Annotated in this window: 31 protein-coding genes and 1 tRNA gene; 12 read left to right on the top strand and 20 right to left on the bottom strand. The window is 44.9% G+C overall.

All coding sequences use genetic code 11. From position 1 onward, the window contains the following. Nucleotides 1-32: 32 nt before the first annotated feature. Nucleotides 33-359 (bottom strand): YnfA family protein, encoded by a 327-nt coding sequence (locus tag G475_RS0103315; protein ID WP_026700048.1) that lies wholly within the window; start codon nucleotides 357-359, stop codon nucleotides 33-35. 127 nt (nucleotides 360-486) lie between these two features. On the opposite strand from G475_RS0103315, the gene G475_RS0103310 reads away from it, so the two are divergent. Continuing rightward, nucleotides 487-642 (top strand): small acid-soluble spore protein P, encoded by a 156-nt coding sequence (locus G475_RS0103310; protein ID WP_026700047.1) that lies wholly within the window; start codon nucleotides 487-489, stop codon nucleotides 640-642. A gap of 69 nt (nucleotides 643-711) precedes the next feature. Here G475_RS0103310 and G475_RS0103305 read toward each other — a convergent pair. Both G475_RS0103305 and G475_RS26255 read right to left on the bottom strand, forming a co-directional pair. Then, nucleotides 712-786: transfer RNA gene (locus tag G475_RS0103305), tRNA-Val, on the bottom strand. Between the two features lie 230 nt (nucleotides 787-1,016). Next, nucleotides 1,017-1,886, bottom strand: a complete 870-nt coding sequence (locus tag G475_RS26255; RefSeq protein ID WP_051302126.1) for a peptidoglycan recognition protein family protein — start codon at nucleotides 1,884-1,886, stop codon at nucleotides 1,017-1,019. A 176-nt stretch (nucleotides 1,887-2,062) separates the two neighbouring features. Between G475_RS26255 and G475_RS0103290 the strand changes: the two genes are divergently transcribed. After that, nucleotides 2,063-4,168 (top strand): heavy metal translocating P-type ATPase, encoded by a 2,106-nt coding sequence (locus G475_RS0103290; protein ID WP_084413968.1) that lies wholly within the window; start codon nucleotides 2,063-2,065, stop codon nucleotides 4,166-4,168. Between the two features lie 85 nt (nucleotides 4,169-4,253). Here G475_RS0103290 and G475_RS0103285 read toward each other — a convergent pair whose 3' ends face one another. From G475_RS0103285 to G475_RS0103270, 4 genes are all read right to left on the bottom strand, one after another. After that, complete coding sequence (locus tag G475_RS0103285) at nucleotides 4,254-5,354, bottom strand: NADH:flavin oxidoreductase (protein WP_026700045.1); 1,101 nt, start codon at nucleotides 5,352-5,354, stop codon at nucleotides 4,254-4,256. A 91-nt stretch (nucleotides 5,355-5,445) separates the two neighbouring features. Next, the gene (locus tag G475_RS0103280) at nucleotides 5,446-5,919 is read right to left on the bottom strand and encodes an acyl-CoA thioesterase (protein WP_026700044.1); all 474 of its coding nucleotides are present in this window, start codon (nucleotides 5,917-5,919) and stop codon (nucleotides 5,446-5,448) included. Between the two features lie 45 nt (nucleotides 5,920-5,964). Then, the gene (locus G475_RS0103275; protein ID WP_026700043.1) at nucleotides 5,965-6,213 is read right to left on the bottom strand and encodes a hypothetical protein; all 249 of its coding nucleotides are present in this window, start codon (nucleotides 6,211-6,213) and stop codon (nucleotides 5,965-5,967) included. A 129-nt stretch (nucleotides 6,214-6,342) separates the two neighbouring features. Then, nucleotides 6,343-7,089 (bottom strand): maleate cis-trans isomerase family protein, encoded by a 747-nt coding sequence (locus tag G475_RS0103270; RefSeq protein WP_026700042.1) that lies wholly within the window; start codon nucleotides 7,087-7,089, stop codon nucleotides 6,343-6,345. 98 nt (nucleotides 7,090-7,187) lie between these two features. Between G475_RS0103270 and G475_RS0103265 the strand changes: the two genes are divergently transcribed. After that, nucleotides 7,188-8,849, top strand: coding sequence for an L-aspartate oxidase (locus G475_RS0103265; RefSeq protein ID WP_026700041.1), 1,662 nt, complete (start codon nucleotides 7,188-7,190; stop codon nucleotides 8,847-8,849). Further along, complete coding sequence (locus tag G475_RS0103260; RefSeq protein ID WP_026700040.1) at nucleotides 8,846-9,148, top strand: 2Fe-2S iron-sulfur cluster-binding protein; 303 nt, start codon at nucleotides 8,846-8,848, stop codon at nucleotides 9,146-9,148. The genes G475_RS0103265 and G475_RS0103260 overlap by 4 nt, the downstream gene beginning before the upstream one ends. A 118-nt stretch (nucleotides 9,149-9,266) precedes the next feature. Here the strand turns inward: G475_RS0103260 and G475_RS26250 are convergent, their stop codons facing one another. Further along, complete coding sequence (locus G475_RS26250; RefSeq protein ID WP_051302124.1) at nucleotides 9,267-10,757, bottom strand: S-layer homology domain-containing protein; 1,491 nt, start codon at nucleotides 10,755-10,757, stop codon at nucleotides 9,267-9,269. Nucleotides 10,758-10,945: 188 nt separating this feature from the next. On the opposite strand from G475_RS26250, the gene G475_RS0103250 reads away from it, so the two are divergent. Then, nucleotides 10,946-11,152 carry a hypothetical protein gene (locus tag G475_RS0103250; RefSeq protein WP_026700039.1) on the top strand — a complete coding sequence of 69 codons (207 nt, stop codon included), beginning with the start codon at nucleotides 10,946-10,948 and terminating at the stop codon, nucleotides 11,150-11,152. Here G475_RS0103250 and G475_RS26245 read toward each other — a convergent pair. The 10 genes from G475_RS26245 to G475_RS0103200 form a co-directional block, all read right to left on the bottom strand. After that, complete coding sequence (locus G475_RS26245) at nucleotides 11,146-11,955, bottom strand: MaoC family dehydratase (RefSeq protein ID WP_051302122.1); 810 nt, start codon at nucleotides 11,953-11,955, stop codon at nucleotides 11,146-11,148. The genes G475_RS0103250 and G475_RS26245 overlap by 7 nt on opposite strands. Nucleotides 11,956-11,982: 27 nt before the next feature. Continuing rightward, nucleotides 11,983-13,128, bottom strand: coding sequence for a thiolase family protein (locus tag G475_RS0103240; protein ID WP_026700038.1), 1,146 nt, complete (start codon nucleotides 13,126-13,128; stop codon nucleotides 11,983-11,985). Further along, nucleotides 13,118-14,641: an AMP-binding protein gene (locus G475_RS0103235; RefSeq protein WP_026700037.1), complete on the bottom strand. Its 1,524-nt coding sequence runs from the start codon at nucleotides 14,639-14,641 to the stop codon at nucleotides 13,118-13,120. Before G475_RS0103235 ends, G475_RS0103240 begins: the two co-directional genes overlap by 11 nt. A 9-nt stretch (nucleotides 14,642-14,650) precedes the next feature. After that, nucleotides 14,651-15,226, bottom strand: coding sequence for a biotin transporter BioY (locus tag G475_RS0103230; RefSeq protein ID WP_026700036.1), 576 nt, complete (start codon nucleotides 15,224-15,226; stop codon nucleotides 14,651-14,653). A 92-nt stretch (nucleotides 15,227-15,318) separates the two neighbouring features. Continuing rightward, nucleotides 15,319-16,131, bottom strand: coding sequence for a teichoic acids export ABC transporter ATP-binding subunit TagH (tagH, locus tag G475_RS0103225; protein WP_026700035.1), 813 nt, complete (start codon nucleotides 16,129-16,131; stop codon nucleotides 15,319-15,321). Between the two features lie 11 nt (nucleotides 16,132-16,142). Next, on the bottom strand, nucleotides 16,143-16,949 hold the full coding sequence (locus tag G475_RS0103220) for an ABC transporter permease (RefSeq protein WP_026700034.1): 807 nt from the start codon (nucleotides 16,947-16,949) through the stop codon (nucleotides 16,143-16,145). A 23-nt stretch (nucleotides 16,950-16,972) separates the two neighbouring features. After that, complete coding sequence (locus G475_RS0103215; RefSeq protein ID WP_035710154.1) at nucleotides 16,973-18,139, bottom strand: CDP-glycerol--glycerophosphate glycerophosphotransferase; 1,167 nt, start codon at nucleotides 18,137-18,139, stop codon at nucleotides 16,973-16,975. A 182-nt stretch (nucleotides 18,140-18,321) separates the two neighbouring features. After that, entirely contained in the window at nucleotides 18,322-18,720 is a 399-nt protein-coding gene (gene tagD, locus G475_RS0103210) for a glycerol-3-phosphate cytidylyltransferase (RefSeq protein ID WP_026700032.1), read from the bottom strand. A gap of 272 nt (nucleotides 18,721-18,992) precedes the next feature. Continuing rightward, a complete protein-coding gene (locus G475_RS0103205) occupies nucleotides 18,993-19,214 on the bottom strand; it encodes a hypothetical protein (RefSeq protein ID WP_026700031.1) in 222 nt (73 codons plus the stop codon). Nucleotides 19,215-19,617: 403 nt separating this feature from the next. After that, nucleotides 19,618-19,935, bottom strand: coding sequence for a DUF2680 domain-containing protein (locus G475_RS0103200; RefSeq protein ID WP_026700030.1), 318 nt, complete (start codon nucleotides 19,933-19,935; stop codon nucleotides 19,618-19,620). 132 nt (nucleotides 19,936-20,067) lie between these two features. Here G475_RS0103200 and G475_RS26635 point away from each other — a divergent pair, with 132 nt between their 5' ends. Next, complete coding sequence (locus tag G475_RS26635) at nucleotides 20,068-20,223, top strand: DUF1540 domain-containing protein (protein ID WP_084413965.1); 156 nt, start codon at nucleotides 20,068-20,070, stop codon at nucleotides 20,221-20,223. Nucleotides 20,224-20,314: 91 nt separating this feature from the next. On the opposite strand, the gene G475_RS27875 is transcribed toward G475_RS26635, so the two are convergent. Then, entirely contained in the window at nucleotides 20,315-20,443 is a 129-nt protein-coding gene (locus G475_RS27875) for a hypothetical protein (protein ID WP_267880096.1), read from the bottom strand. An 82-nt stretch (nucleotides 20,444-20,525) separates the two neighbouring features. Between G475_RS27875 and G475_RS0103185 the strand changes: the two genes are divergently transcribed. Next, entirely contained in the window at nucleotides 20,526-21,353 is an 828-nt protein-coding gene (locus G475_RS0103185; RefSeq protein WP_026700029.1) for a YihY/virulence factor BrkB family protein, read from the top strand. Here G475_RS0103185 and G475_RS0103180 read toward each other — a convergent pair. Continuing rightward, nucleotides 21,346-21,960: an MOSC domain-containing protein gene (locus G475_RS0103180; RefSeq protein ID WP_035710151.1), complete on the bottom strand. Its 615-nt coding sequence runs from the start codon at nucleotides 21,958-21,960 to the stop codon at nucleotides 21,346-21,348. The genes G475_RS0103185 and G475_RS0103180 overlap by 8 nt on opposite strands. 150 nt (nucleotides 21,961-22,110) lie before the next feature. Between G475_RS0103180 and G475_RS0103175 the strand changes: the two genes are divergently transcribed. The 5 genes from G475_RS0103175 (at nucleotide 22,111) to G475_RS27065 (ending at nucleotide 23,521) form a co-directional block, all read left to right on the top strand. Further along, complete coding sequence (locus tag G475_RS0103175) at nucleotides 22,111-22,305, top strand: hypothetical protein (RefSeq protein WP_026700027.1); 195 nt, start codon at nucleotides 22,111-22,113, stop codon at nucleotides 22,303-22,305. Nucleotides 22,306-22,317: 12 nt separating this feature from the next. Continuing rightward, nucleotides 22,318-22,578, top strand: a complete 261-nt coding sequence (locus G475_RS0103170) for an OsmC family protein (RefSeq protein ID WP_026700026.1) — start codon at nucleotides 22,318-22,320, stop codon at nucleotides 22,576-22,578. Between the two features lie 146 nt (nucleotides 22,579-22,724). Then, on the top strand, nucleotides 22,725-22,946 hold the full coding sequence (locus G475_RS27990; protein ID WP_156911614.1) for a spore germination protein: 222 nt from the start codon (nucleotides 22,725-22,727) through the stop codon (nucleotides 22,944-22,946). 193 nt (nucleotides 22,947-23,139) lie between these two features. Further along, complete coding sequence (locus G475_RS0103160) at nucleotides 23,140-23,325, top strand: hypothetical protein (RefSeq protein ID WP_169728505.1); 186 nt, start codon at nucleotides 23,140-23,142, stop codon at nucleotides 23,323-23,325. Continuing rightward, on the top strand, nucleotides 23,279-23,521 hold the full coding sequence (locus tag G475_RS27065; protein WP_156911613.1) for a hypothetical protein: 243 nt from the start codon (nucleotides 23,279-23,281) through the stop codon (nucleotides 23,519-23,521). The genes G475_RS0103160 and G475_RS27065 overlap by 47 nt, the downstream gene beginning before the upstream one ends. Nucleotides 23,522-23,902 lie beyond the last annotated feature (381 nt).

The raw sequence follows: 23,902 nt of genomic DNA, 5'->3' as shown, positions 1-23,902 counted from the left end.
CCCGCAAGTACGGGGGTGCCCTGGTGCTTTTATTATTGCCGGGGCGCCCACAGCATGATGCTGACCCCGATTAAACAAACGGCTGCACCAAGCCAGTCATACAGATCTGGTGTCTTCCGGTCCACCAGCCATCCCCACAGTACAGACATTATGATAAAGACCCCGCCGTAAGCAGCATATACCCTTCCAAAAGAAGGGAACACCTGAAAGGCAGCAATGACACCATACAGTATAAGCAGAATGCCGCCTGACAGCCCGAATAAAAAAGGCCGGCTCTCCCGCAGCCAGATCCATATCAAGTACCCGCCGCCTATTTCACAAAGGCCGGCGAGAACAAATAATAAAACGGCATACAACATAATTTTCCTCTTTTCTGATTTTTCCATTAAGGTTTTCTTTATTTTACCGGCAGATCGTGACAGGATGCAATGCATATTGCCATTTCTCCTTATGCATACTAAGAAGAACCGAAAGGAGCTGAGAGGAATGTCTTCCAAGAATAGAAAGGGACCGAAGCAACAAAGCAAACCGGATCTCCCCCAGCCTCCGAAACAGCCGTACGGAGAACCGATGGATGGATCCCATAAGGTCAAAAACCAAAATCACACCCGCCAGAAAAAGGGTGCTTCGCACGATATGTAGTTTCCTCTCATAAAAAATGACGCCGGGCCGAGGAAGTCCCTCAAACCGGCGTCATTGGCATCATATGTATGGTGAGCCGTACTGGATTCGAACCAGTGACCTCTTGCCTGTCAAGCAAGCGTTCTCCCACTGAACTAACGGCTCGTACCACTTCTCACTGAAATCAGCGACAATGTTTATTCTACGATTTTTATTTCATTTTTGCAATATATTTATTTTATTTTTTTACTCTCTCCTTCTTTATCGTGGTTTATATTTTCTCTTTTTTATCCTTTTCTGTTTCCGTATCCCCCTCGCCTTCGTTCCCTGAATTCCGCCTGCTTTTCCTCCATCTAAACAAGGATTTCCAGATACGTTTACACCATGCCGCCACTTTATTTCTCTCCTTTTTCTAATTGATGGTAACGATGAAGAACCGTCGCCAGTTGTTCGCGGGTAATATATTCTTTAGGATATTTTCCGTTCATCAAGTTTTTTTCTGCTGCCCATTTCCAGGTTTTTTCGTGAAAAGGGGTTGGCTGGTGGTCCTCTAAGAATCCCGTCCCGATCGATAAAATGTCCTCCAGCTTTGCCATTGTCTCGCTATCAGCAATTCCGTCGATACATAATCCATGTTTTCTTTGAAACGATAATACAGCGCTTTTCGTTTCTTCTCCGAATGCTCCATCGGCTCCATAAATAGATAAATTTTCTCCAGCCTGGATTAAATCCTTTTGAAGCTGTTCTACTTCAGGTCCGCCGTCGCCGAACTGCAGCAGGGAAAGATCACTTCCAGATAACGGCCGATCCGCCATTAACGCCGAACGAACCTCATTCATTTCAATGCCGGGGCACACTGTGTCCATACCGGGAAGCTCCCGGTGCCCCAATACATCCGCAGCAGACAAATGAAACTGTGCCATCGCCCTTGTTACTCTATAATGCCAGGTTTTTTCCTGTTCGTCCGTAAACGAACCATTTCCAACGAGACAAATATGATAGGTGTATGAGTTATGACCTGCCGTTCCATTTGTCACCATAGTAGGACGGTAACAGACCTGGACTGTGCCGTCGCGGAGAATAATCTCATGGTACCCGCCGGTCTGCCACTTTGGGCTGAAACGGCTCCAGGTGTGATCCCAAAAAGACCAAAAATCCCCCGTCTTCGTGGCAGAGTGATGACGAATAATCTTAGTCACAGTACTCATGGAACGTGTTTCCGAACGTTTTGGAGTTTCATGACGAATATCTTTGACTTTTGGCATAAAGACGGCCTCCTTTTTCAGACACCCTACACTTTAAAAATATGCGGAAGCGTCAAAAAAGGATAGGTGGACAACAGAAAAAAATAATGGAATTTCATTCAAAAGTATATTTGATTATGTTAAACTAATATTCAAATATTCATTTGACTATCCAGGAAATAAAGGAGGCCCCAGCCATGACTGCAGAAAATTTCAAGCATGTCTACCGTGTTCAGGGATTCACCTGAGCAGGCTGTGCAGCCACGTTTGAGAAAAACGTGCGGCACCTGGAAGGTGTCACGGAGGCGGAAGTAAATTTCGGGGCTTCGAAATTAACCGTATATGGAGAAACCTCAAGGAAGGAGCTTGAGAAAGCAGGAGCATTCGAAAACTTATCCGTCATACCCGAAAATGAGAGCTCGTCGTTTTCTACGCCGTCATTCCAAAAAAGATATTTATCTCTAATTCTTTCTCTTAGTCTGCTTATTATTGGAATTGTTTTTGATTTTGTATACGGCGGAAATGCGACCTATACTATTGCTGCTTACGCTTCATCCATTCTTATTGGCGGCTGGGCCCTTTTTAGGACTGGTATAACCAACCTTGTCCATCTGGTCTTCGATATGAAAACGCTAATGAGCGTGGCTGTCATCGGAGCAGCTATAATTGGAGAATGGAGAGAAGGAGCTGTCGTTGTTCTCCTCTTTGCCATTAGTGAAAAACTGGAGACATTTTCGCTGGAAAAAGCCCGGCGGTCCATTCGTTCCCTGATGGAAATTGCGCCGGACAATGTAACCATCCGCAGAGGGGGAACAGAGTTATCTCTCGCCGTAGAAGAAGCTGTGATCGGAGATATTCAATTGGTCAAACCGGGTGAAAAAATAGCGTTAGACGGGCGGGTTCTCTCCGGAGCTTCTACGGTTAACCAGGCGCCGATAACAGGAGAATCTATCCCTGCTGAAAAGCAGACCGGAGATGAGGTTTTTGCCGGGACGCTGAACGAAGAAGGCTATCTGGAAGTCGAGATAACAAAGCATGCGAAAGACACGACGCTGGCAAAAATCATTCATCTCGTCGAGGAAGCACAGGGACAAAGAGCTCCATCCCAGGCTTTCATTGATCGATTTGCGGCTTATTATACTCCGTGTATCATTGCCCTCGCAGCCATCGTTGCCGCCCTTCCACCCCTTTTATTCGGGGGAATGTGGAGCACCTGGATCTATCAGGGCCTGGCAGTCTTAGTCGTAGGGTGTCCATGTGCCCTTGTCATTTCCACGCCTGTTGCTGTTGTAACAGCCATCGGAAATGCAGCTCGGCAGGGCGTATTAATCAAAGGCGGCATATATCTTGAAGAAATGGGCAGAATCGAAGCGATGGCTTTTGATAAAACCGGAACGTTAACGATGGGGGCCCCTGTTATTACAGACATGTTCTTTTATTCAGAAAAGGATAAAACGATGCGGAATCTGGCTGCCCTTGAATATCATTCCCAGCATCCCCTTGCTTCCGCCGTCATAACAAAAGCCCGGGAAGCCGGGGTGGTTTTTGAAAACGTGCAGATAACAAATTTCCAATCGGTTACCGGGAAGGGAATACAAGGGGTGATTCATGGAGAAACCATATATGCCGGTAAACCCTCTTTTTTTTCCAGAGAATTGTTATCTCCTGTTCAGGAAAAAATAACGTCTCTTCAGGAAGAAGGAAAAACTGTTATCATCACAGGAACAACTGCGAAAATTACGGCAGTGGCTGCCGCCGCAGATTCGTGGAGACCGGAGAGCAAAAACGTCCTTTCCCGTTTGAAGACAACCGGCATCGACGAACTAATTATGCTCACCGGGGATCATAGACGCACGGCGGAAGCCATCGGTAAGGAAGTAGGGATTCGTAATGTTCAGGCTGAATTACTGCCGGAAGAGAAGCTTTCCTATATTCAGAAACTGACAAAGAATAATAAAAAAGCGGCGATGGTCGGAGATGGCGTAAATGATGCCCCTGCTCTGGCCAACGCGGCAGTCGGCATAGCCATGGGCGGAGCGGGGACGGATACAGCCCTTGAAACGGCGGATATCACCCTCATGGCCGATGACCTGGAAAAACTTCCCTATACCGTAAACCTCAGCCGGAAAACACTGAATATTATTAAACAGAATATCGTATTCGCCCTCGGGGTTAAAGCAGCCGCCCTTCTGCTCGTCATCCCCGGTTGGCTCACCCTCTGGATTGCTATTTTTGCGGACATGGGCGCCACCCTGCTCGTGACGTTAAACGCGCTCCGACTTTTAAAAACAAAGACGGAGTAAGTCATACAAAAACCAAAACTTCAATCCCCCTTGCATAAAAAAGAGGTACTTTCTTTTACCCTAGAGAAAGTACCTCTTTTTACGATCAATATAAAGTTTTTGTTGCTTCCCTGCTGTAAGGCTGTAGTTCCTCCGCTCTGCCATCCCGGATTTTGGCAGCCCAGGCCGGATCCATTAACAGGGAACGCCCGACCGCAACTAGATCAAATTCATTATTTTCCAGTCTTTCGATTAATCCATCCAGATTGGTCGTCTCTGCCCCGGTTCCGCTTGTAAATTCTCCATCCAGCCCTACAGAACCAACCGAAATCACCGGTTTGCCTGATAATTTTTTTGTCCATCCGGCCAGATTCAAAGGCGAACCTTCAAACTCTGATTCCCAAAAGCGGCGGGTGGAACAATGAAAAATATCTACACCGGCTTCCACGAGCGGTTCCAGAAAGGTCTGCAACTCTTCCGGGGTCTCTGCAATTTTTGCCTGATAGTCGGACATCTTCCATTGAGAAAAGCGGAAAATGATAGGAAAGTCCGGTCCGACCTTCTTCCGGCATGCTTCGACGATCTCCACAGCAAAACGGGTCCGGGCTTTCATATTTCCCCCGTATTCATCGATCCGCCGGTTGGTTTGTGCCCAGAAAAATTGATCAATCAAATACCCATGAGCCCCATGAATCTCAATCGCGTCAAAGCCCAGCCTGCGGGCCTCTGCCGCTCCCTCTGCATAGGCCTGTACTAATTCTGTTATTTCCTTCCGCGTCAATGGTTCGGTTATCTTTTCACCGGATAAATTCAGGCCCGACGGTCCAACCGGAAGTGCTTCTTTATTTGGCAGATCTCCCGGCTGCCGGGTCATTCCAACATGCCACAACTGCGGCGCGATTTTCCCGCCGGCTTGATGGACTTCTTTTACTACCTGGTCCCATCCCTGTAATGATGCTTCTCCATGAAACCGGGGAATAGAAGAACCTGAGACCGCTGCGGGGTGGTTAATACCGGTTCCTTCAGTTATAATCAGGCCCACGTCATTCTCCGCGCGGCGCCGATAATAAGCGGCAACGTCCAGTCCCGGCACTCCTCCCGGAGAAAAACCGCGTGTCATCGGTGCCATAACAATCCGGTTGGATAGGGACAGTTTATCCGTATGCCACGATTCAAACAAAGGTTGGATGGATGTATTTTTCGTCATATTACGCATGATTTGCTCTCCTTTTCCATACAATGTCTGAAATGTATTATCGCAAACTTGGCTAACGAAAGGAAAATAATCTGCTTTCCCTTTACTTCATGTTTTTCCGCTGATGCCGATGCTCCTTTCTGGCAGGAGCCGTATCGTATAAACGATGTTCTTCTTCTGTCGCAGGAATAACTCCCGGGACTTCTATTGGATTCCCCGCGCTGTCCACGGCAACCATGGTCAGAAAAGACTCGGTCGTAAGCCTTTTACTGCCGGTTAATAAATTATGAGAGTGAACGCGGACAAATACTTCCATGGACGTTCGCCCGGTTGAGGTGACAAAGGCTTCCAGTTCCAGAGCTTCGCCCGCTTTGGAAGCAGACAAAAAGTCTACCGAATCCATGGAAGCAGAGACTACGACACTGTTACAATGCTTCATTGCAGCCAGAGCTCCGATTTCATCGATATACGCCAGTACTTTTCCCCCAAAGATTGTTTGAAGATGATTGGTATCCGGAGGCAGCACCAGGCGGGTCTGTACGGTTCTCGAATGAGCCATGGGCTGGGCTTGTTTCATACTAATCTGCCCTCCTCTAAAAGATCCACACGAAAAGAGCACCCATTATTTGGATGCCCTTTTTTGCTGCACACGGCTTAATTGTGATTCAGTTTTTGCATAGATGTTTCCTGCTTCTTCTTCGGATATGTTAAATTTTTCACTGGCCTTCTTTTCCACAAACGTATCATTTGCTGCTACATCGTGTTTTTCTCCAGCTTCTTCGAGTTCATCATATTGTTCCTGCATGAACAGATAAACCTCCCTGTCCAAATCCGGCAGGTTTTCCATCACTTGTTCTGCACCCTTATCCATATATGTACCTCCTTTATCTTTATCATAATATATTTTATCGACAATACAAGCTATTTTCGATAATTGTAATATTACCTTTCACAATAATTTCTTTCTATTTTATTATAACATGGTGAACGTCCGGCTTTTTTAGAGATCTATTCTTTCGTTTGTCTGAAACAATGTCCCCCATCCCTGCTGAGGGGTAAATCGTTCAGCAAGCCACAAAGCTTCCCAGAAACTAACCTGATTAGCAGTTAAAACCGGTTTCTTTAAGGTTTCTTCGAGCACCTTCAGATACCCGGCTGTATGTAGAGCAGTATCTGGTATTAATAAAGCCTCTGCTTCAGCTGCGTCGCTATTTTCAGCAAAGTCAAGCACTTCCCTCTTTTTTAGTGTACCCACCTCTGCTGCCGTTATGATACCTTTGCTTTCATACTGAATAACTTCCATCTCGTAGGTTTGTAAAAATTGTTTGAAGATCAGAGCCACGTCTCTTGGATAAGTTGCCGCTACCGCTATTTTTTTCAAATTCAATGTTCTGGCTGCCTTAACAAAGGCAAGGGCTGTTGTAGAGGCCGGGACATCAAGGATATTTTTCAACTCCTTCACCTGCCGTTGGATTCCCGCTGCTCCTAATACAAAGCTGGCACTCGTGGAACTCCATAAAACGGAGGCAGCGCCGCTGCCCTTGAGCCTTTCTGCACCTTCCTGCAGCCTCTTTATACTGCCCATTTCCGTCAATGCTTCCACCGTATGGGCATCTTCCAGAAAGCTGGTGTGGATCACTTCAATATCAACAGCTGGTCTCATTTCCGAAGCCATCGTATAAAAATCGTTTTCGGCTGCCTGTCCTGGATATAGAAAAGCCATTTTACGGTTTTTATGTACAGGCACACTGAATCACCTCGCTTTTCTTCTATTAAAACAGATTGACATTTAACTGAAAACATGTAAGCGTATAATAAATAAGAAAAAAGAAAGAGTGTTGATCATTGCAGTACGTTACAACCGATGTTCTTATTATAGGATCGGGAGCAGCAGGCTTGTCGGCTGCTGTTTACGCAGCGGAATCCGGAGCTGAGGTAATCGTCGTGGATAAAGGAGCCTCAGCTAAAAGCGGATCTACCGTTGGAGCAGTTCAAATAGCAGGACTCGGTCCCTGGTCCATGCCGGAAGACAGTACTGCTGCCTATAGTCGGGATATCTTAGAAAGCGGCCGTGGATTAAGTGATCCCAGCCTAACCGAAGTACTTGCCCGCGATATTGAAGAACGCTTAGCGGATTTACAAAAATGGGGGCTGAAACTCGATGAAAATGAGCATCAGAGGGTGGAAGTAACTAAAACTTCGGGTCATAACATTTCCCGTTCTATCAGTGCCAGAAAAGGAAAATCAGGGCTGGGAATTCTGCAGACATTATTCAAACAGGCTAAAACCTATCATAACCTTTCGTACTGGAGTGATTTGATTACCCTGGAGATAGCGGTGAATAATGGAAAAGCAGCAGGGGCCTGCGTATATAATTTAAAGGAAAACGAACTTTATTGGATCGGAAGTAACGCGGTCATATTAGCAGCCGGCGGTATCGGACAGCTTTTTTCTATTACTAGTAATCCTGTGCAGGCTACAGGAGACGGCTTTGCCCTGGGACTGGAAGCAGGAGTGTCCCTGCTTGATCTGGAACAAATTCAATTTTATCCAGTCAGCCTTTTAACTCCCCCATCTCTCGCAGGGTTATGTATGAGTTTTTACCACCTTGGAAAATTGTTCAATACCCGGGGAGAACGTTTTATGAAGCATTATGAACCTCAAACAATGGAAGATACAACAAGAGATAAGCTTGCGATTGCCATTGCTCGTGAAATCACTGCCGGACGCGGCACACCAAATGGAGGCGTCTGGCTTGATGCGACAGGAGTGATCGATGACATTAAAACGTATTTTCCGCATGAGTACAATATCTGCACGGAACGAGGCGTAAACCTGGAAAAAGAATGGGTGGAGATCGGCCCCGCCGCCCACTTTATTATGGGAGGGATCGCTGTCAACGCAAACGGCGAAACCTCCCTGGCCGGTCTGTACGCTGCAGGGGAAACAGCCGGTGGACTGCATGGCGGGAACAGGCTTGGAAACAATGCCTTATCTGAATGCATTGTGTTCGGAAAACGTGCAGGAGAACATGCCGCTGCTAAAAAATATAAGGCCAGACCGTCTCCTCTGCCTTCTGATATACCGGCAAAAAGTAAATGGATTGTTGATGTTATTCGAGCTGCGCCAAAAGGAGAATTTCGACCTGTTATACTGAAGGACAAAATCCGGCGTGTATTGGACACATCCCTTGGCGTCACAAGGTCTAACGAAAATTTGACAAACGGCTGGGATACACTGGCTTCCATTCAGAAACAGATGGAAAATGTTCACCTTACCGTGCCGGCAGCAGGGTATTCCAGAGAAGTGCTGGAGTTCATCGAAGTCCAGCATATGATTGAGACAGCGAAAGCGTTTCTTTCAGCCGCAAAAACGAGAACCGAATCCCGCGGTGCTCATTTTACCATCGATTACCCTGACACTTCAGACGAGATCAGGCATACTACGACATTTATCATGGACGGCCGTATTACTTCCAGGTATGAACCAAAGGAGTATCAATCATGAGAAAGCTGGATGTCGCAATCTATCGTTCCGAAGGCCGCATGGATTACTATCAGGCACCGTACTACCCGGGAATGACCGTTTTAAACGTCGTAGAAAGTATCTACACCTATCAGGACCCCACGCTTGCCTATCGGTATTCCTGCCGTACCGGTCTTTGCGGCACCTGTAGTATGATGATTAACGGCCGGCCCGGACTGAGCTGCATGAAGCCAGCAGAGACAGGAGAAGACGGCTGCCTCACCTTAGCCCCCCTCCCCCGCGGGGAAACATTAAAAGATCTGATGAAACAAATAAAATAGAACGATATATCCTAAAAAAACAGGACCGCTTTTGGCAGCGGCCCTGTTTTACACCTGGGACAAGGACAGAGGAACGATTCTGCTTTCCTGATCCAGTTCGGCAGAGGTCCCGGTGTTTTTAAATCGTCCATTCATCGTGTATAACCCCGGTCACATACCACCCGCCATCTTCTTTCTTCATTGCTAGGCGGAGGGAAGACCAATCCATGCCGGCATATTCCTCTTGTTCTCCTTCAAAATGATACTCAACGATTTCTGCCTCCGGGTAAATGTCTTCTGTATTATCCACCGTATTCCCCGGGCCGATCCTCTTGTTGACAGACGTTTGAGCGGCATTTAAATAATCACGATCATAAATGAATTCATCATAGTAATCGCTGAACGTGGTGTTTATAGGATTTCCCCGGCCATCATAATAACCCCATTCATAGGACGTATTATCGTCCCAGAGCTCTTCTGCTTCTGATTGTGTAAAATGCTGATCCTCATCTGGATCTACATGGGCATACGGGGTAAAACGAACCCCTTCCTCCGGATGTACATGAGAGGCGAAAGCACTCATGTCCTCATTTTTTAAGTCTTCCAGAGCTTTATCGGCTGCAGCATGGGCTTCTACCGCTGACGCGTCGCTCGTATCAAGACTGTAAATCGTATCACGTAAATGGTCCCCGTTCTCTGAATAAAAAGCTTCTGTCACTTCTCCATTTACATGATATTCCATTTCATCGGTTATGCGTACAAGATCAAACTCTATCATACCCTCGGACCGCGTTGTTTTATAATAAGCGGGATTTCCATTATATAACGCAACCTCTTCATAGTCGTACAAATCCGGAGCCTGGCTCTCCATATAATGGGTACCGTAAGCCCGGATGGTCGATTGGCCGGTCTCATATAATATTTTTCCATCTCCGTTTGCTGCTTCCTCTCCCTCCGGCCAAGCTTCCGGATATGTTACTTCAAATCCAAACCGCGCATTGGAATAAGTAGTTCGATCCGGGTTTACAAATTGGCCCGAATCCATCGCTCTGGCAAGAAAAACAGCAAATTGCGCCCGTGTCACCTCATCGTTTGGTCCAAAAGTTCTGTCCTCATAACCATTTGCAATCCCAGCCTGAGCGACAGCCTGAATATCGTCATAAAACGCATCGGCTTCGTTTACGTCCCGGAAATAATCGGTATCTTTCTCTTGTGTCAAAAGGAAAGAGCGATTTATTACCGCTGCCATCTGTCCTCTTGTCAGCGATTCATTTGGCATAAATGCCCCATCCTTACCGGACATAATTCCTTCCTCTTTCACGGCTGCCGCTGCCCTGTAAGCGTGGAAATCTTCTCCGACATCCGTAAACCGCGGATCAGGTCTATCATCCACCTGCAGTTCCAAGGCTTCGACAATCATAGCAGCAGCCTGACTTCGTTTTACTGTGTTATTCGGATGGAAGTTTCCATTGCTGTATCCGGAAATAACCTCCTGTTGAGCCAAATATTCAATTTCAGCCTCAGCCCAAAAATCATCTGTTACATCTTTAAAGTCAGGAGAGTCAGCCAAAGCCTGGCATGGGAGAATAAATGATAACAATAAAACCGCCGTCATCCCTCTTTTTTTCACAAAAACTCCTCCCCAATCTATGTTTTTTCCACTGTAACACGACTTTCAAAATACAAACACCCCAGGAATTTGGAAAACCTCTGAGAAGATGTATACATAGACTATAGGCAAAGCATACTATTAGAAAACCCGGAGGCCGTCTAAAATCCGAACATGTATGTTAAAAATTATCTCAGGAGGTGACCCCCATGAATCTTTGGAACATGTGGACAGATTGGAGAGAGTCTGCAAAACAGAAAAGAATTGATGCCATGGAAAAAGAAGGGAAATGCCCCGACTGCCGGGGACGCGGCATCCAATTAATTCCCAATGAGTATTACTATACGGATCCCCTTTACTGCCCGGGATGTGAAGGAAGTGGTTTGTTTTCTGACTGGCAGAACAGATATTACTGAAAACTTCCTTTCATTACAAGACGGCCGTCCTGGTTCATTCCAGCCATCCTTCCTGCAGGAGCAGGTGGAAAATAAAGGGTATCTCCCGCAAATAAGGGAGACAAAAACCCGCATCTATATTTTTTTATATAACAGCCGAGATCCAAAACAGGATGAAGACATCGTGCCGCTGCCCCCATGATTAACATACCTTGAACAACTTGTCGTGGAAATCCTGCTTTTCGGGCAGCCTGCTCGTTAAGATGTATAGCCTGATTATCCCCCGAGCAATAAGCATACTGCCTCACCCATTCAAGTGGAAAGGATAAAGATCCAGCTTCAGATTTCCTTTTTATTGGAGAAGCTTTCTGTTGTTTCCCCCTCTCTCCAGCGCAGCGAATAGGCGTCAAGGTAGTAGTGAGAAGTTCCATTAAGAGTAACTGGTGTGATACTATCTTCATTGTTTCTATAACACGTTGAAACGTACCGGTGGAAAGGCGGGTTTCTTCGATGTTCTCCAGTTTTATCCACCCTTTTAATGGCTGATCTGCTGTAATCGGAGCATAATAGTGAAATTCCTGTTTTTCATGAAGAAGAGTTTTCTGAGAAGAGAGCCGCCATGGGATATCGATCGTATTCCAAAATACCATAGGATATGTAGGAGGCATTAACACATCAGCAAAACCTTTATTTACTGCAAAAGCAGGATCCAGGTAAAGTGGGTGACAATCATGTAGACATACAGCCCAGTTTCTTATATTCTCTCTTGTCATAGAAAATAGGTGAACCTCGGTCGACATCCCTTCCCAGGATAAATCGATCATTCGCTCCTCCCCTTCCATCTGTTCCTGTCAGCGGTTTTTACATAACATGGCGATTCCCATTCCACCGCCAATTCCCATCGCTGCTATTCCAGTCTCCGTTTGCTGAATTTTCATTTCAGCACATAATCTTGTCGTTATCACCGCTCCCGAAGCTCCGTACGGGTGACCAAGAGCAATAGCTCCGCCTCCGGAATTTACGTTTTCTCTTGGAATTTGTAAAGCATGTAGACAGGCAATCGTTTGAGAAGCAAATGCTTCATTAAATTCCATTTGATCGATATCGTTTATCTCAAGGTTATTCCTTTTCAGACACTGCTGAACAGCCGATATAGGCCCAATACCGAGATAGTTGGGATCCACTCCAGTGGTTACAATGTCCTGTACTTCGACCAGCGGGGAGAGTCCCCATGCTTTCGCTTTTTCTTCACTCATCACCAGTACCACAGACGCACCGTCGTTAACAGGACAGGAATTACCCGAAGTAACGGTGCCATGTTCCACGAAAACCGGTGGCAGCCGGCGGAGCAGTTTTCGGTTCGTCTTTTCACGGGGGCATTCATCCATTTCCGCCACTCCTGAAAGCGGCACTATTTCCCCTTCATACCGGCCTTCTTTTTGAGCTCGAACAGCTTTTTGATGACTTTCTACTGCATACACATCCTGCTCCTCCCTGGTAACCCCATATTTCTGAGCGACATTTTCAGCTGCCACCCCCATATCGGGATCCCCTATCTTCTCCGGAGAAAACGCCGCCCGTTCGTAAAAGCGGGGCAGCTGCTGCCACACATTTTTCGGCTTTTCCATTTTCCAGGGAGCAAGGCTGACACTTTCCACTCCTCCAGCGAGATAAACCCCTCCGGCCCCGGCTTGAATAAGACGTACTGCCTGGCCAACAGCTTCCATCCCTGAACCGCACTGCCTGTCTACAGTAACTCCCGGTACACTTACCGGAAAATCTGCCTGCAGGGCGGAAAGCCGGGCCAGATTCCCACCGGGACCCACCACATTCCCTAAAATCACGTCCTCTATTACTTCTGCCGGAACTCCTGTTTCTTCTAATATACTTCGAAAAACGACGCCGGCCAGATCCTCCGGGGGGACATTCCGAAGGATACCGCCTGCTCTTCCAATAGGAGTCCGCTTTGCGCATACGATGACAGCTTTATGATTCATAGCCTTCCTGCCTTTCCCGGGGTAACATATTGGTGAGTTTCTGCCGTGAAGGTTTTCCGCTTGTTGTCAAGGGGAGGTCGTTCACCTGTTTCCAGATTTTCGGGCATTTATAGGCGGACAGATACGTTTTGCAGTAATTTTTCAGCTCCTTCACCAGCCCGTTCTGCTCTGCTGCTGGAACAATAAATGCCGATGTTATTTCCCCCCAGTAGTGGTCTTTGACACCAATAACTGCCGCATCCTTAATACGGGGATGGGATTTAAGCAGCTGTTCCACTTCTTCCGGGAAGACATTTAATCCGCCAGTCACGATTTGATTCTTTTTACGCCCTGCCAAATTTAAAAATCCATCCGCTTCCTCCCAGACGATATCACCCGAAGGTATCCACTGCTCCGGAAGGACAGCTTCTCCTCCTGCGTATCCTGAGAAGGTCATCGGACTCCGGACAAATAATTCTCCCTTTTCTCCCGGGGTAACCTCTTTTCCACGCGAATCCCGTATGGAAGTTTCCACAGTGGAAAAAGGATAGCCTAGCCCATAAGGCCGATTCCCCGGATGGCGGTCCGAAAATACTGAAACAAAACTAAGCTCTGAAGAACCATAAAACGAAATCCATTCCGTTTCCGGCAGGACCGTTTTGAGAAAATCTTTTCTGTTCTGAGACCATTTATCCCCGGAAATGATGCATTTTCGCATGACAGCTTGCTGCCAGTCGGTATGCTCTGCTGTATTTATGACAGCTTCATACATGGAGGGAACGCCGTACATAACAGTAATTCTATCCTTTTTCCAGCGGGAAAGAAGAGACCGGACAAAAAATTTCTCTTCAAGAAAACAAACCGCTCCCAAATGCAGAGCGTGTAAGGCTGCAAATAAAAAGAGGGAATGAACAAGCGGGCCCGGGACGGAAATATTGTCTTCTGGATGAAGCCCCAGCTCTTTATCCCCTTCCGCAAAACTTATCATCCATGATTGCTGCGTTCGGATAAAGCCTTTCGGCAATCCCGTTGTCCCGGACGTAAACCCCATGTAAAAGGGGCATTCTTTAACATCCATCGCAACGGGGAAAGTATTCTCCCTGGAGGAAAGCCACTGCTCATATGCTTCAAAACCGGTAGCCTTTCCCCCGATGACGATAATTTTCACCATGCCCCTCCATTCATGGAAACAAGAAATATAACTCTCATCCGTGAAAAGGAGCGCAGGCTTAATGTTTTGTATCACTGTCGTTATTTCCTTCCTGCTCCATTTCGGATCCAATGTAGCTGCTATCCAGCCTGCCTTCGCCGCACCAAGGACAATTTCCAGAAAAGCTGTGCCATTTGGGAGAAGGATCGCCGCAATAGGCGGAGGCGTCTCCTTTAAAAACACGGCGGTTTCGTGAAACATCTCAGCTGCCCTGTTGGTTTTTATCTCCAGTTCTTTATAAGTCAGTCCCTGCTCAGAGGTCACAAGGGCTGTTTTATCTGGTTGGGTTTCTGCGTGTTTCCGTACAGCATCTGCTATCGACATGTAAATCTCCTACCCTGCAGCTTTTTCTCTTTCAGATGGTTTCCCCTTAAACAAAAAAGGGTGATAATGAGCTATTTTCACTACGGTATATGAAGCAGCGGCTGCTTTTGCGGTATCACCCGGAAGAAACCCAAGCGTTTGAATAACAGCCGCTTCAAGCGGGAGCTCCGCAATTAAGGAGTGATAGATCGTTCCACAACTATGTATTACAAGAAGGCCGCCGGCCACATTTGCTGCAAATGCTCGTGAAAGGGAGAGTTTCTGTGATACCTTTTCCATGATCCAGCCTGTAATAAAGGCAGCAATCGGCCAGGATAAAATATAACCTCCGCTTGGTCCCAATAATACTCCAATACCGCCGCGGCCTCCTGATAACAGCGGCATCCCTGCACTAATTAAAAAAACGACAATCAGCATACTCCCACCACCGAGCCTCGCTCCCAGCAAAGAGCCTGCCAGCATCACTCCAAGGGTCTGCGCCGTTATTGGAACCGGTGTCAGCGGGATTGGAATAGGAGGCAGAAGCCCCAGCACTCCGACTACTGCAGCAAACATGGCCATGTACATCACATTCCTCGTTTTCAATTGCAGTCCTCCCTATGTTCTTTACCCAAAATGTAAACGAGAAATAAATAATTGTCAACTTAAAAAATATTAAGTTGACAATTATACTCTCCTTAACGATTCAGCTTGCTTTTACTGGTTTCACTCTGTCTTGCAAACCCCTGCTGGCGGAACTGCTTCCGCTTCTTCTTGGACCACGTATTATAATCTTTCAGGAAGGTTTCATATTCCTCTGCGACCTCATCCAACGCGCCGGAAACTTTCACCTCGCCAAATTCAAGCCAAATTGCTTTATTACAAAACTCTTTAATCTGCCCGAGAGAGTGACTGACGAAAAACATGGTCTTTCCCCGTTCTTTGAACTCCTGCATCTTTTCAAGGCTTTTCTTGGCAAACGCTTTATCCCCCACAGATAAAGCCTCATCCACGATTAAGATATCAGGATCAATACTTACATTGATGGAAAAGCCCAGCCGGGATTTCATTCCCTTTGAATAAGACTTCACCGGCTGGTCGATAAATTTATCCATTTCTGCAAACTCGATAATCTCCGGTTCGATTTGTTTAATTTCTTTCTGTGTAAAACCGAGCATCAGGCATTTCATTTCAATATTTTCTCTGCCGGTTAATTTGTTATTCAGTCCTGAAGAGATATCAATAATGGCCGGTTCTCCCTGTAAAATCAGTTCTCCGCTCGTTTCCGGCACGACACCGGCAATAATATTGGAGAGCGTGGATTTCCCCGAGCCATTTACCCCAAGCAGCCCGATAATATCCCCTTGTTCTGCTTCAAAGGAGACATTGCGCAGCGCATAAAATTCCTCTCCAAAGTCTCTCGGCAGTACTAGATCCTTTAATCGTTCCGACTGGCTGTCATACAACTTGAATGTCTTCGTAATATTCCGGGCTGATACAGCTATGGCCACGTTGGTCCCCCCTACAGAAAATCAATAAAATGTCTTCTAAACCGTAAATGCAAAAATGCCCCGATCATAAACAGAAACAGCACCAGCGCCCAGAAATATAACGTGTACTGCCAGTGTTCCACCATGTACCAGGAGTTTCCGAAAATAGCAGCACGATACCCTTCTGCCAAATAATATAATGGGTTCAAGCGCATGAGCGATTGAACAAAAGCAGGCAGACTTTCGGAAACCCACAGGAAAGGGCTTAAATAAAGAAACACCCGGATGGTGGACTGAATAAACATCTGCACATCGCGAATGACGGTGGTCAGGGTTGACGTAATCAATACAACAGCTATCGTCATGATTAACATACTGACAATAAAATACGGTAACTGAATATAATACAAACTTATTTGATAAGAGGTAAACTGCATGTAAATGATTACAATCCCTAAAATCAAAAGATGCGGATACAGTTTTGATACGATGACGTAGGCTGGAATGACACTTGTAGGAAAATTCATTTTTGACACAAGCCGGATCTTCGAATAAATGGCTTTGGATCCCTGAGTAATGGCTGGATGAATAAAAAACCAGATCGTGATGCCTGCTGTCATCCAGTTTAAATACGGGATGCCGGCAACATCATCATTTCCCCGGATACCGTAGCCAAACACAAACCAATAAATAGCCATAAAAAAGAGGGGGGTGATAAGTTCCCATGCCGCCCCCAGGTAGTTATTATTATTTTTAATTTTAATTTCATAAAGAGCCAGCCGGTTGATTAAATAAATGTTATCCCACAACTCATTGGCAATTTTCAAGAGTGCTTTCATGTCCATTCCCTCTTTTTATGTGTTTACTGTTCAGGAAAGACGGCCTCTGTAACTCTTTGGGAGGCGTACCCGTCCTCCAGAGAATGAAACGAATCTTCGAACCACTCTACATGTGATGCGTAGCGCTCTCTGATTGTATCAGCCGACTTGATTTCCTCGAGTAGTGAATTGGTTGTTGTCACGAGCGGTCCAGGTGCTTCGTTTTCGAAATCAAAATAAAATCCGCGCAGCATATCACGGTAACTTTCGATATCATAGACATAAAAAATCATGGGACGCTTCAGTACGCCATAATCAAACATGACAGAAGAATAATCGGTAATTAACATATCACTTGCTATATATAAATCACGGATATCTTCATAGCGGGAAGCATCTACGGCAAAATCTTCATAACCATTGAGGTCCAGATGATCAGAGACCAAGTAATGAAGCCGGAAAATCATAAAATAATCCCCGCCCAGCTGTTCTTTCATCGCTTCCATATCCATCTGCACCGTAAATTTGTATTTGCCGATGAAGTGATATTCATTATCGCGCCATGTCGGAGCATATAAGATTACTTTTTTTCCTTCCGGTATATTGAGCCGCTGCTTTATGTCATTGACGTCCTCCCGGGTATAGTGAAACAAATAGTCATTTCTCGGATAGCCGGTTTTCAGCATTGTCTGCTCAAAATCGAAAGCTTTTTGAAAAATCTCAGCTGAATATTCGTTTGGCGCTACTAAAAAACTCCATCTTTTTGCTTCCGTTATAAAATTTTTTTTATACATCTCCGTTGTGGTGCCGGGCATATACACCTCATCCATGTCCAGCGCCAGTTTTTTCAGAGGTGTCCCATGCCAGGTTTGGAGATAGACTGTTTCTGCCGGCTTTGGGATCCATTTTGGAAGCCGGCTGTTAAACACCCAGTATTTGGCCCTCATCATAACAATGAACCATTTAAAGGTAAAACGATGAATAGTCCGGACCCCATGCTCTTCAAAATGCTTTTTGAAGCGGTGGTCGATACTCCAGTAATACGTGAAATTCCGATCCTGCTTTTTTAATTCTTCATAGATTGCCCTGGGGTTGCAGCTGTACTGTTTCCCCAGAAAGCTTTCAAATACGATGATATTTTCTTTCTTCGGGAGCTTTCCCACCAGCCCAAATATTTTACGGTACATCTTTCTGATCGTTTTCGACTTCATGAAATGCTTCCATTTTTTTTTAATATGCTTTTTCCGTCTGCCTAACGGTTTTTTTAAAGGTTTTTGCATATGACTCATAACCCTTCTCTGCTCCACCAGTATAATTCATACATTTTGCTCGGTCTATTATATACTTTATGAGGGGTAAAAAACAAAAAAAGAGAGAAAAAAATCCCTCTTTTTTAATAAGCATTTGCAAGAAGCAGTTCGTTTTTAATCTTTGTGGTGGAAATATTCGCTGTTCTTGGTAAATACGTCACTTCACAATAGGGAGCGAGATGATCAAACTTCCCTTTCCAGTCATCTCCCATCACAAGCAAGTCCACATCATGATGGATAATATCGCCTGCTTTCTGGTTCCAGTTATTCTCCGGAATGACTTCATCCACGTATCTCACAGCTTCCAAAATCAATTTCCGCTGTTCGTAGGGATAATACGCTTTTTTATTTTTTATTTCATTAAATTCATCCGTTGAAATAGCGACGATTAAATAATCTCCTAATTCTTTTGCACGTTTTAATAAATTTATATGACCCCAATGCAGTAAATCAAAGGTGCCATAGGTAATAACTTTTTTCATTTGTAATCCTCCTAGCTTCTCTCTAACATGGATGGTGGATTTATCACTTTTACTGTTTACTGTTACTTTACAATTTTAATGAAAAATGAAGGAAATATTCATTGACTTTCAGAATTATATCACACCATCCAAGGATTCACTATAAACAAATAATCAAATATCGGCGGAATAATATAAAAAAATATGTGAAAATCTCTTGTGAGGACTTTTACAGGTAAGGCGGCAATTCCGTCGGAGTCTTGCCGCCTATGTCTGAAATAAAATCGATTCTTTTACTTTTTTGTGAAGAGCTGGCCTTTATACCCGTCTTCCGTTTTTCCTTCCGCCCGGGCAATTCTTCCTTCTTCTGCAAGTTGTTCACAGGCCGCCAGTATGTCCTCCAGCGCTTTCTGCCCATCAAATAACTCTTCATTAATTTCTGCCGGAGTAAACACTCTATCCGCATTTTCTTCTACTTTAATATTATTAATGAAATTTTCAATTTCCTGCTGCATCGTTATCCTTTCCTTTCTTCAAAATAAGTTTACACTCTTTACAATCTTAAATCTAGTCTTCTCTTTTCCATGTGCAGTTCTGTTTTAAACCTCATTTATTAACATACGGGTCGAACCCGAAATAAAAGTTGGGCTAAACCATCCCAAAACAAAAAATTCCCGAACGGAATTCATGGAAGAATCCGGTCGGAAATTTTTTGCTTCTTTCTATCGTTTCGTCAAAATACTTCGCCTTCCCGCGCTGGGCACTAGGACAATACTTATTCCAACTCCCTTGGGCCGCTGCCGCAATAGCTGCTTAACTTCTTTCATCCAAGCTGCGAAATATTCTTTTTTCAATACTTCTTTCTTTGGTCTCTGACTCATTTTCGAGGGAGCTCGTTTTGATTCGGAAGTTCTCTTTTTATTTTTTCTTTTTGTTGGAATGCGGATGTTTGGGAATAAATTCATTATCTTCGAGCTGCGCATATCCTTTATCTAAATGTTTTTTTATTGTTTCCCGCTTCTCTTTTGATATCACACCAAACTCGACGTACTTGTCAATTAATGTCTTTTTTTGCTCCAAAATACTGGAATGAATCTCCGCCAATTCTTTTTTCTGCGGTTCCGTTAATTCTACCTGTTTCCAGTCTTCATGAAATTCACCGGCGGACATCTGCTGAGGACCAACTGTGAAAAACAATGCAGCTGCGAGCAGTATTAGGAATCCTTTCTTTTTCATTCCATATTGCCTCCTTCCTTTTCATTTATTTTGTGAAAGGACAGGAATTTCATTCATTTTTTTCTTGTTTAATTCCAACTTTTTTCGCAAATCGTAACGATAGTCCTGCTTTTATGGAAAGGGGGTGAAGGAATGGCTCAGGACGTACTTTGTGAAGTGAACAACTGTCATTATTGGGCGGATGGGAATAAATGCACGGCCGACCGTATTTATGTGGTCAGTCATAAAGGCGAACAGGCTAAAAACGAACATGAAACGGACTGCAAAACATTTGAAAAAGCTGAATAAAGAAAAACGAAGCCCTGGAAGAACCGTCCGGGCTTCGTTTTTGTCTTTGAATAACTGCGGCCGGCCTGCGCTGCAGGCACGTTCTATCTTTTTAAAAAGCCAGGTTTAATATGGCACTTATAACAACCACTAAGCCAATAACCATTAGAATGGTACGAATCATGATAACAACATCCTCTCTGTCTGCGATTTGTTTGTAGCTTTCCCGGTCTGCAGCCATTGCAAACTCCAACCTTTTATATATATGGTTAAAGGGGTATCGTAAAGGGAAAGGGAAAGAAAAAGATGAGAGGGGGAGAGGGATGGGACTCAAAGCAGCTTACCGTTTTTTAAAAACACTTGGCAGAGAAATGGGAGAAGACAGGGCGGCAGGACTTGCTGCGGAGCAGGCCTTTTATTACATGCTGTCGCTTTTTCCTTTGATGATTTTGTTTTTATCGATACTGCCCTATTTCTCTATTGAAGCAGGACGTGTGATGATGTTCATTGAAACGGCTCTACCTTCCCAAACTGCCGCGATGATGGAAGAAAATGTTATGGCTGTAATTCATAACGAAAATTCGGGTCTTCTTACCTTTGGGATTATTGGAACGATATGGTCTGCTTCTACGGGAATGAATGCCTTTATAAAGGCCATGAATCAGGCATTTAATGTAAAAACACCGCGTGCCGCGTGGCAGGCCAGGCTTTTATCCGTGCTGCTTACATTTGGTTTGATGGTTGTTCTCATTATTATTTTTATTTTATCCATCTTTGGAGAACTTCTTCTTCAGGCTGTCACCACTTATATTCCCATGCCAGAAGAAACAGAAGGAATGCTTCAAGTATTCCGCTGGATATTAACAGTGACGGTAATGATATCTCTGCTCTGCAGCCTGTATTATTTCGCCCCGCATGTCCGGTTGACCCTTCGGCATATTCTGCCCGGTGCGATTACAGCTACGATTCTCTGGCAGGTCATTTCAGCCGGGTTTTCGTTTTACGTGAATAATTTTGGAAATTACTCTGCCACTTATGGGAGCCTGGGCGGTGTGATTGTACTAATGCTGTGGCTGTTTTTAACAGGACTCACCCTTGTCATCGGGGGAGAAATAAACGCCATTCTTCACCAGAAGAAAAATATCAGCTGAGCTTTTGCAGTCTTTTCTCCAACTTGGAGCGCCAATGATCCGCCAATGGGCGGACCTGCAGAATATGCTCCAGCGCCGCGCGATTGGCGGGGTCATGAAAATAAGTATAGTTCGCGTACAGTACACTGATCTGGACAGGTTCGCGTTCGAGCAGTTTCATCCCATCTTCCGCCCGTACGTTTCCCTCTTCTAAAACTCTGCATAAAAAACCGGTATAGCCTGTCTCAACCAGTCGTGTCATCAAGCCGGGAATCCCGGTGCGTTTATTAATCGTATCACACGGGATTCTGCCCTGTGTCACCTGAATGACCGCCCTGCCAAGCTGATATACATCCCCAAGGCACACCCGCTCTTCCGTTAAGTGCTTCACTGTTATATTTTCACCAAATGCAGAGCGATCCAAATGAGTATGAAATTCCCTTTCCCATGTTGAATAGTGGGCAGACGGATATATACACACCGCCCTATCCAGTCCTCCGTGGTTTTTCTTATCGGCAGCATCGTCAGAAACAAAACCATCCCTATGCAGATAGGCCTCATCCACCTGCCTTTTCTGTATTCCCGTTAGAACTTCCCCGCCTGTTCCCACCTTCATCTGTTTTGGCATTCCCACGGCTAAATATTTAATTTCCCCGGTTTGTTCCAATTGGATCACCCTTTTTCTCTGTTTTTATCATTATCTTATCACCTCCATGATTAAAAACAAAAAAATCGGGTATGAGAAACAGTAAATCTCAAATGCGAGGAGGCATCTTCCATGAGTGAACCAGTCGCTCTTACAAAAATAACAATTGAGCAGGATAAGCCGCCGCACCGTTTGGCTTATATTAATGGATTCGAAAAACCTTTTCATTACGGGGTACACGGAGGAGTCAAAGAATTTTACGGGGTGGAACCAGAGGTGGAATACCCCTCTACACTGGATCACATTATCGCCTCCGCCGGCGGTTGACTAACCGGCACTTTGTCCGGCGCGCTGGATGCGCGTCAAATTCCCCCTTATCCAGATAAAATAAAGACAACGGTTCAGGGTACGATTGAGGCGAAAGACGGGGTCATGCGTATAACAAACATTGACTGCCATTATAACTTGAAAATCCCAAAAGGAAAAAGAGAGGCGGCGGAACGGGTGTTGAATGTTTTTGAGAAAAAGTGCCCGGTCGCCCAGACATTAAAAGGCAATGTTTCCTTCCATCACTCCTGGACCATAGAAGAATATAAATAATTTTCTTTCTGGAGGTTGGGGACAAAAATATGAAATGAATGAAAATTCCGAACGATTCAAAAGTTAATCGTTCGGAATTTTTGTTTTTCACCCTGCACCGCTTCGTCAAAACACTTCGCTTTCCGTGGACACGGCTCGAATAAAGGTTGCTTTTGCGAACGCATACGCTGCAGGCGGGCCGCTTAGTAACGGAACAAAAAAGGTTTTACTTTAAAACTTTTAATAGATTGCCGAAATTAGTAGCGTTTGTCGAATCCATTTCCGTCAATTCCTCGCTTATCCGCAGAAAGATTAAAAACAAAGACGTTTATTTTGAAACGATGTATATTGGAAAAAATACACAAACGGAAGTTCAACTTGTTATGTAAAACAGACTGTAGATTAGAATGTTCTGGAAGAACTCACCCACCGCCTGCAAAAAATAAAAACCAGAAAGATATTCGACAGCGGAATGCTTGAAGAACTATTGGAAGACTATGCCCAAAAACACAAATGGTACAGTCCTTTTCCTATCAGTCAGTCCACGGAGCCTATCCTGTATTTGGTTTTCCGTTTATTGAAATGCTCGTATTTACAGCCTTTCTTCCATTTGTTGCAGATAAAACATGGCTGAAAACGTATTATCTTTCCGCGTTAACCATCGCTGGACTGCTATTGTCTGCGGCGATTCTCGTCACGATTGGCGTAGAAGGGGAAAGTATTGCCAAAAGGGAAGTCTATTCCGCTTATTCGATGGAGAAGTATTGAACTGGGTACCCTGTTTCAGCGGGTAGAAGCTTTTATCGACATTGTCTGGATGGTGGCGCTGTTTGTAAAAATAACTGTCTGTTTTCTTTCTGCCCAAGTTTGTCTATCCCATCTCAGCCGCAGCGGCGACTACTATTCTTTTTTATTTCCAACCGGCCTGCTTGTATGGACAATGAGCTGCCATCTCGCACCATGACGTCATCGATTTCACTGAGTTTGTTGCCAAAAACTGGACGCTTTACTGGCTGAGTCTCTATGTTATTATTATCATCCTTTTATTTATTGGTCTTGTGTTTAGAAAACATAAACACCTTCCTAAGCCGAAGAAATCAGCATAATTCTACCTTTAAATGAGAGAAAAAAAGGCCCCTGAAACGATGTTCAAGGGTCCTTTTATGCACAATCCTCATTAATATCCTTTTCTGCGGAAAAGCATACGTTTTCCACGTTTCAGTAAATAACCAAGCACAAGGGATTTTATCAGCTTTTTTATCATAAAACAGCCTCCTTCCCTGTGTTTTTATTCCTTCCCTGCTTTTATTTCAAACATCAGGAGGCTGCCCGTTTGGACAGCCCC

The organism is Salibacterium aidingense DSM 18341, from assembly GCF_000429685.1.
Lineage (GTDB): Bacteria > Bacillota > Bacilli > Bacillales > Marinococcaceae > Salibacterium > Salibacterium aidingense.
The sequence above is the reverse complement of the archived record's forward strand: the minus strand, read 5'-3'. Positions and strand labels throughout refer to the sequence as shown.

Excerpts from the sequence above, each read along its gene's own strand:
- G475_RS0103315 (WP_026700048.1), bottom strand. The coding sequence starts at position 359 with ATGTTGTATGCCGTTTTATTATTTGTTCTCGCCGGCCTTTGTGAAATA.
- G475_RS0103310 (WP_026700047.1), top strand. The coding sequence starts at position 487 with ATGTCTTCCAAGAATAGAAAGGGACCGAAGCAACAAAGCAAACCGGAT.
- G475_RS26255 (WP_051302126.1), bottom strand. The coding sequence starts at position 1,886 with ATGCCAAAAGTCAAAGATATTCGTCATGAAACTCCAAAACGTTCGGAA.
- G475_RS0103285 (WP_026700045.1), bottom strand. The coding sequence starts at position 5,354 with ATGACGAAAAATACATCCATCCAACCTTTGTTTGAATCGTGGCATACG.
- G475_RS0103280 (WP_026700044.1), bottom strand. The coding sequence starts at position 5,919 with ATGAAACAAGCCCAGCCCATGGCTCATTCGAGAACCGTACAGACCCGC.
- G475_RS0103275 (WP_026700043.1), bottom strand. The coding sequence starts at position 6,213 with ATGGATAAGGGTGCAGAACAAGTGATGGAAAACCTGCCGGATTTGGAC.
- G475_RS0103260 (WP_026700040.1), top strand. The coding sequence starts at position 8,846 with ATGAGAAAGCTGGATGTCGCAATCTATCGTTCCGAAGGCCGCATGGAT.
- G475_RS0103250 (WP_026700039.1), top strand. The coding sequence starts at position 10,946 with ATGAATCTTTGGAACATGTGGACAGATTGGAGAGAGTCTGCAAAACAG.
- G475_RS26245 (WP_051302122.1), bottom strand. The coding sequence starts at position 11,955 with ATGATCGATTTATCCTGGGAAGGGATGTCGACCGAGGTTCACCTATTT.
- G475_RS0103240 (WP_026700038.1), bottom strand. The coding sequence starts at position 13,128 with ATGAATCATAAAGCTGTCATCGTATGCGCAAAGCGGACTCCTATTGGA.
- G475_RS0103235 (WP_026700037.1), bottom strand. The coding sequence starts at position 14,641 with ATGTCGATAGCAGATGCTGTACGGAAACACGCAGAAACCCAACCAGAT.
- G475_RS0103220 (WP_026700034.1), bottom strand. The coding sequence starts at position 16,949 with ATGAAAGCACTCTTGAAAATTGCCAATGAGTTGTGGGATAACATTTAT.
- G475_RS0103215 (WP_035710154.1), bottom strand. The coding sequence starts at position 18,139 with ATGAAGTCGAAAACGATCAGAAAGATGTACCGTAAAATATTTGGGCTG.
- tagD (WP_026700032.1), bottom strand. The coding sequence starts at position 18,720 with ATGAAAAAAGTTATTACCTATGGCACCTTTGATTTACTGCATTGGGGT.
- G475_RS0103205 (WP_026700031.1), bottom strand. The coding sequence starts at position 19,214 with ATGCAGCAGGAAATTGAAAATTTCATTAATAATATTAAAGTAGAAGAA.
- G475_RS0103200 (WP_026700030.1), bottom strand. The coding sequence starts at position 19,935 with ATGAAAAAGAAAGGATTCCTAATACTGCTCGCAGCTGCATTGTTTTTC.
- G475_RS26635 (WP_084413965.1), top strand. The coding sequence starts at position 20,068 with ATGGCTCAGGACGTACTTTGTGAAGTGAACAACTGTCATTATTGGGCG.
- G475_RS27875 (WP_267880096.1), bottom strand. The coding sequence starts at position 20,443 with ATGGCTGCAGACCGGGAAAGCTACAAACAAATCGCAGACAGAGAGGAT.
- G475_RS0103185 (WP_026700029.1), top strand. The coding sequence starts at position 20,526 with ATGGGACTCAAAGCAGCTTACCGTTTTTTAAAAACACTTGGCAGAGAA.
- G475_RS0103180 (WP_035710151.1), bottom strand. The coding sequence starts at position 21,960 with ATGCCAAAACAGATGAAGGTGGGAACAGGCGGGGAAGTTCTAACGGGA.
- G475_RS0103175 (WP_026700027.1), top strand. The coding sequence starts at position 22,111 with ATGAGTGAACCAGTCGCTCTTACAAAAATAACAATTGAGCAGGATAAG.
- G475_RS0103160 (WP_169728505.1), top strand. The coding sequence starts at position 23,140 with ATGCTCGTATTTACAGCCTTTCTTCCATTTGTTGCAGATAAAACATGG.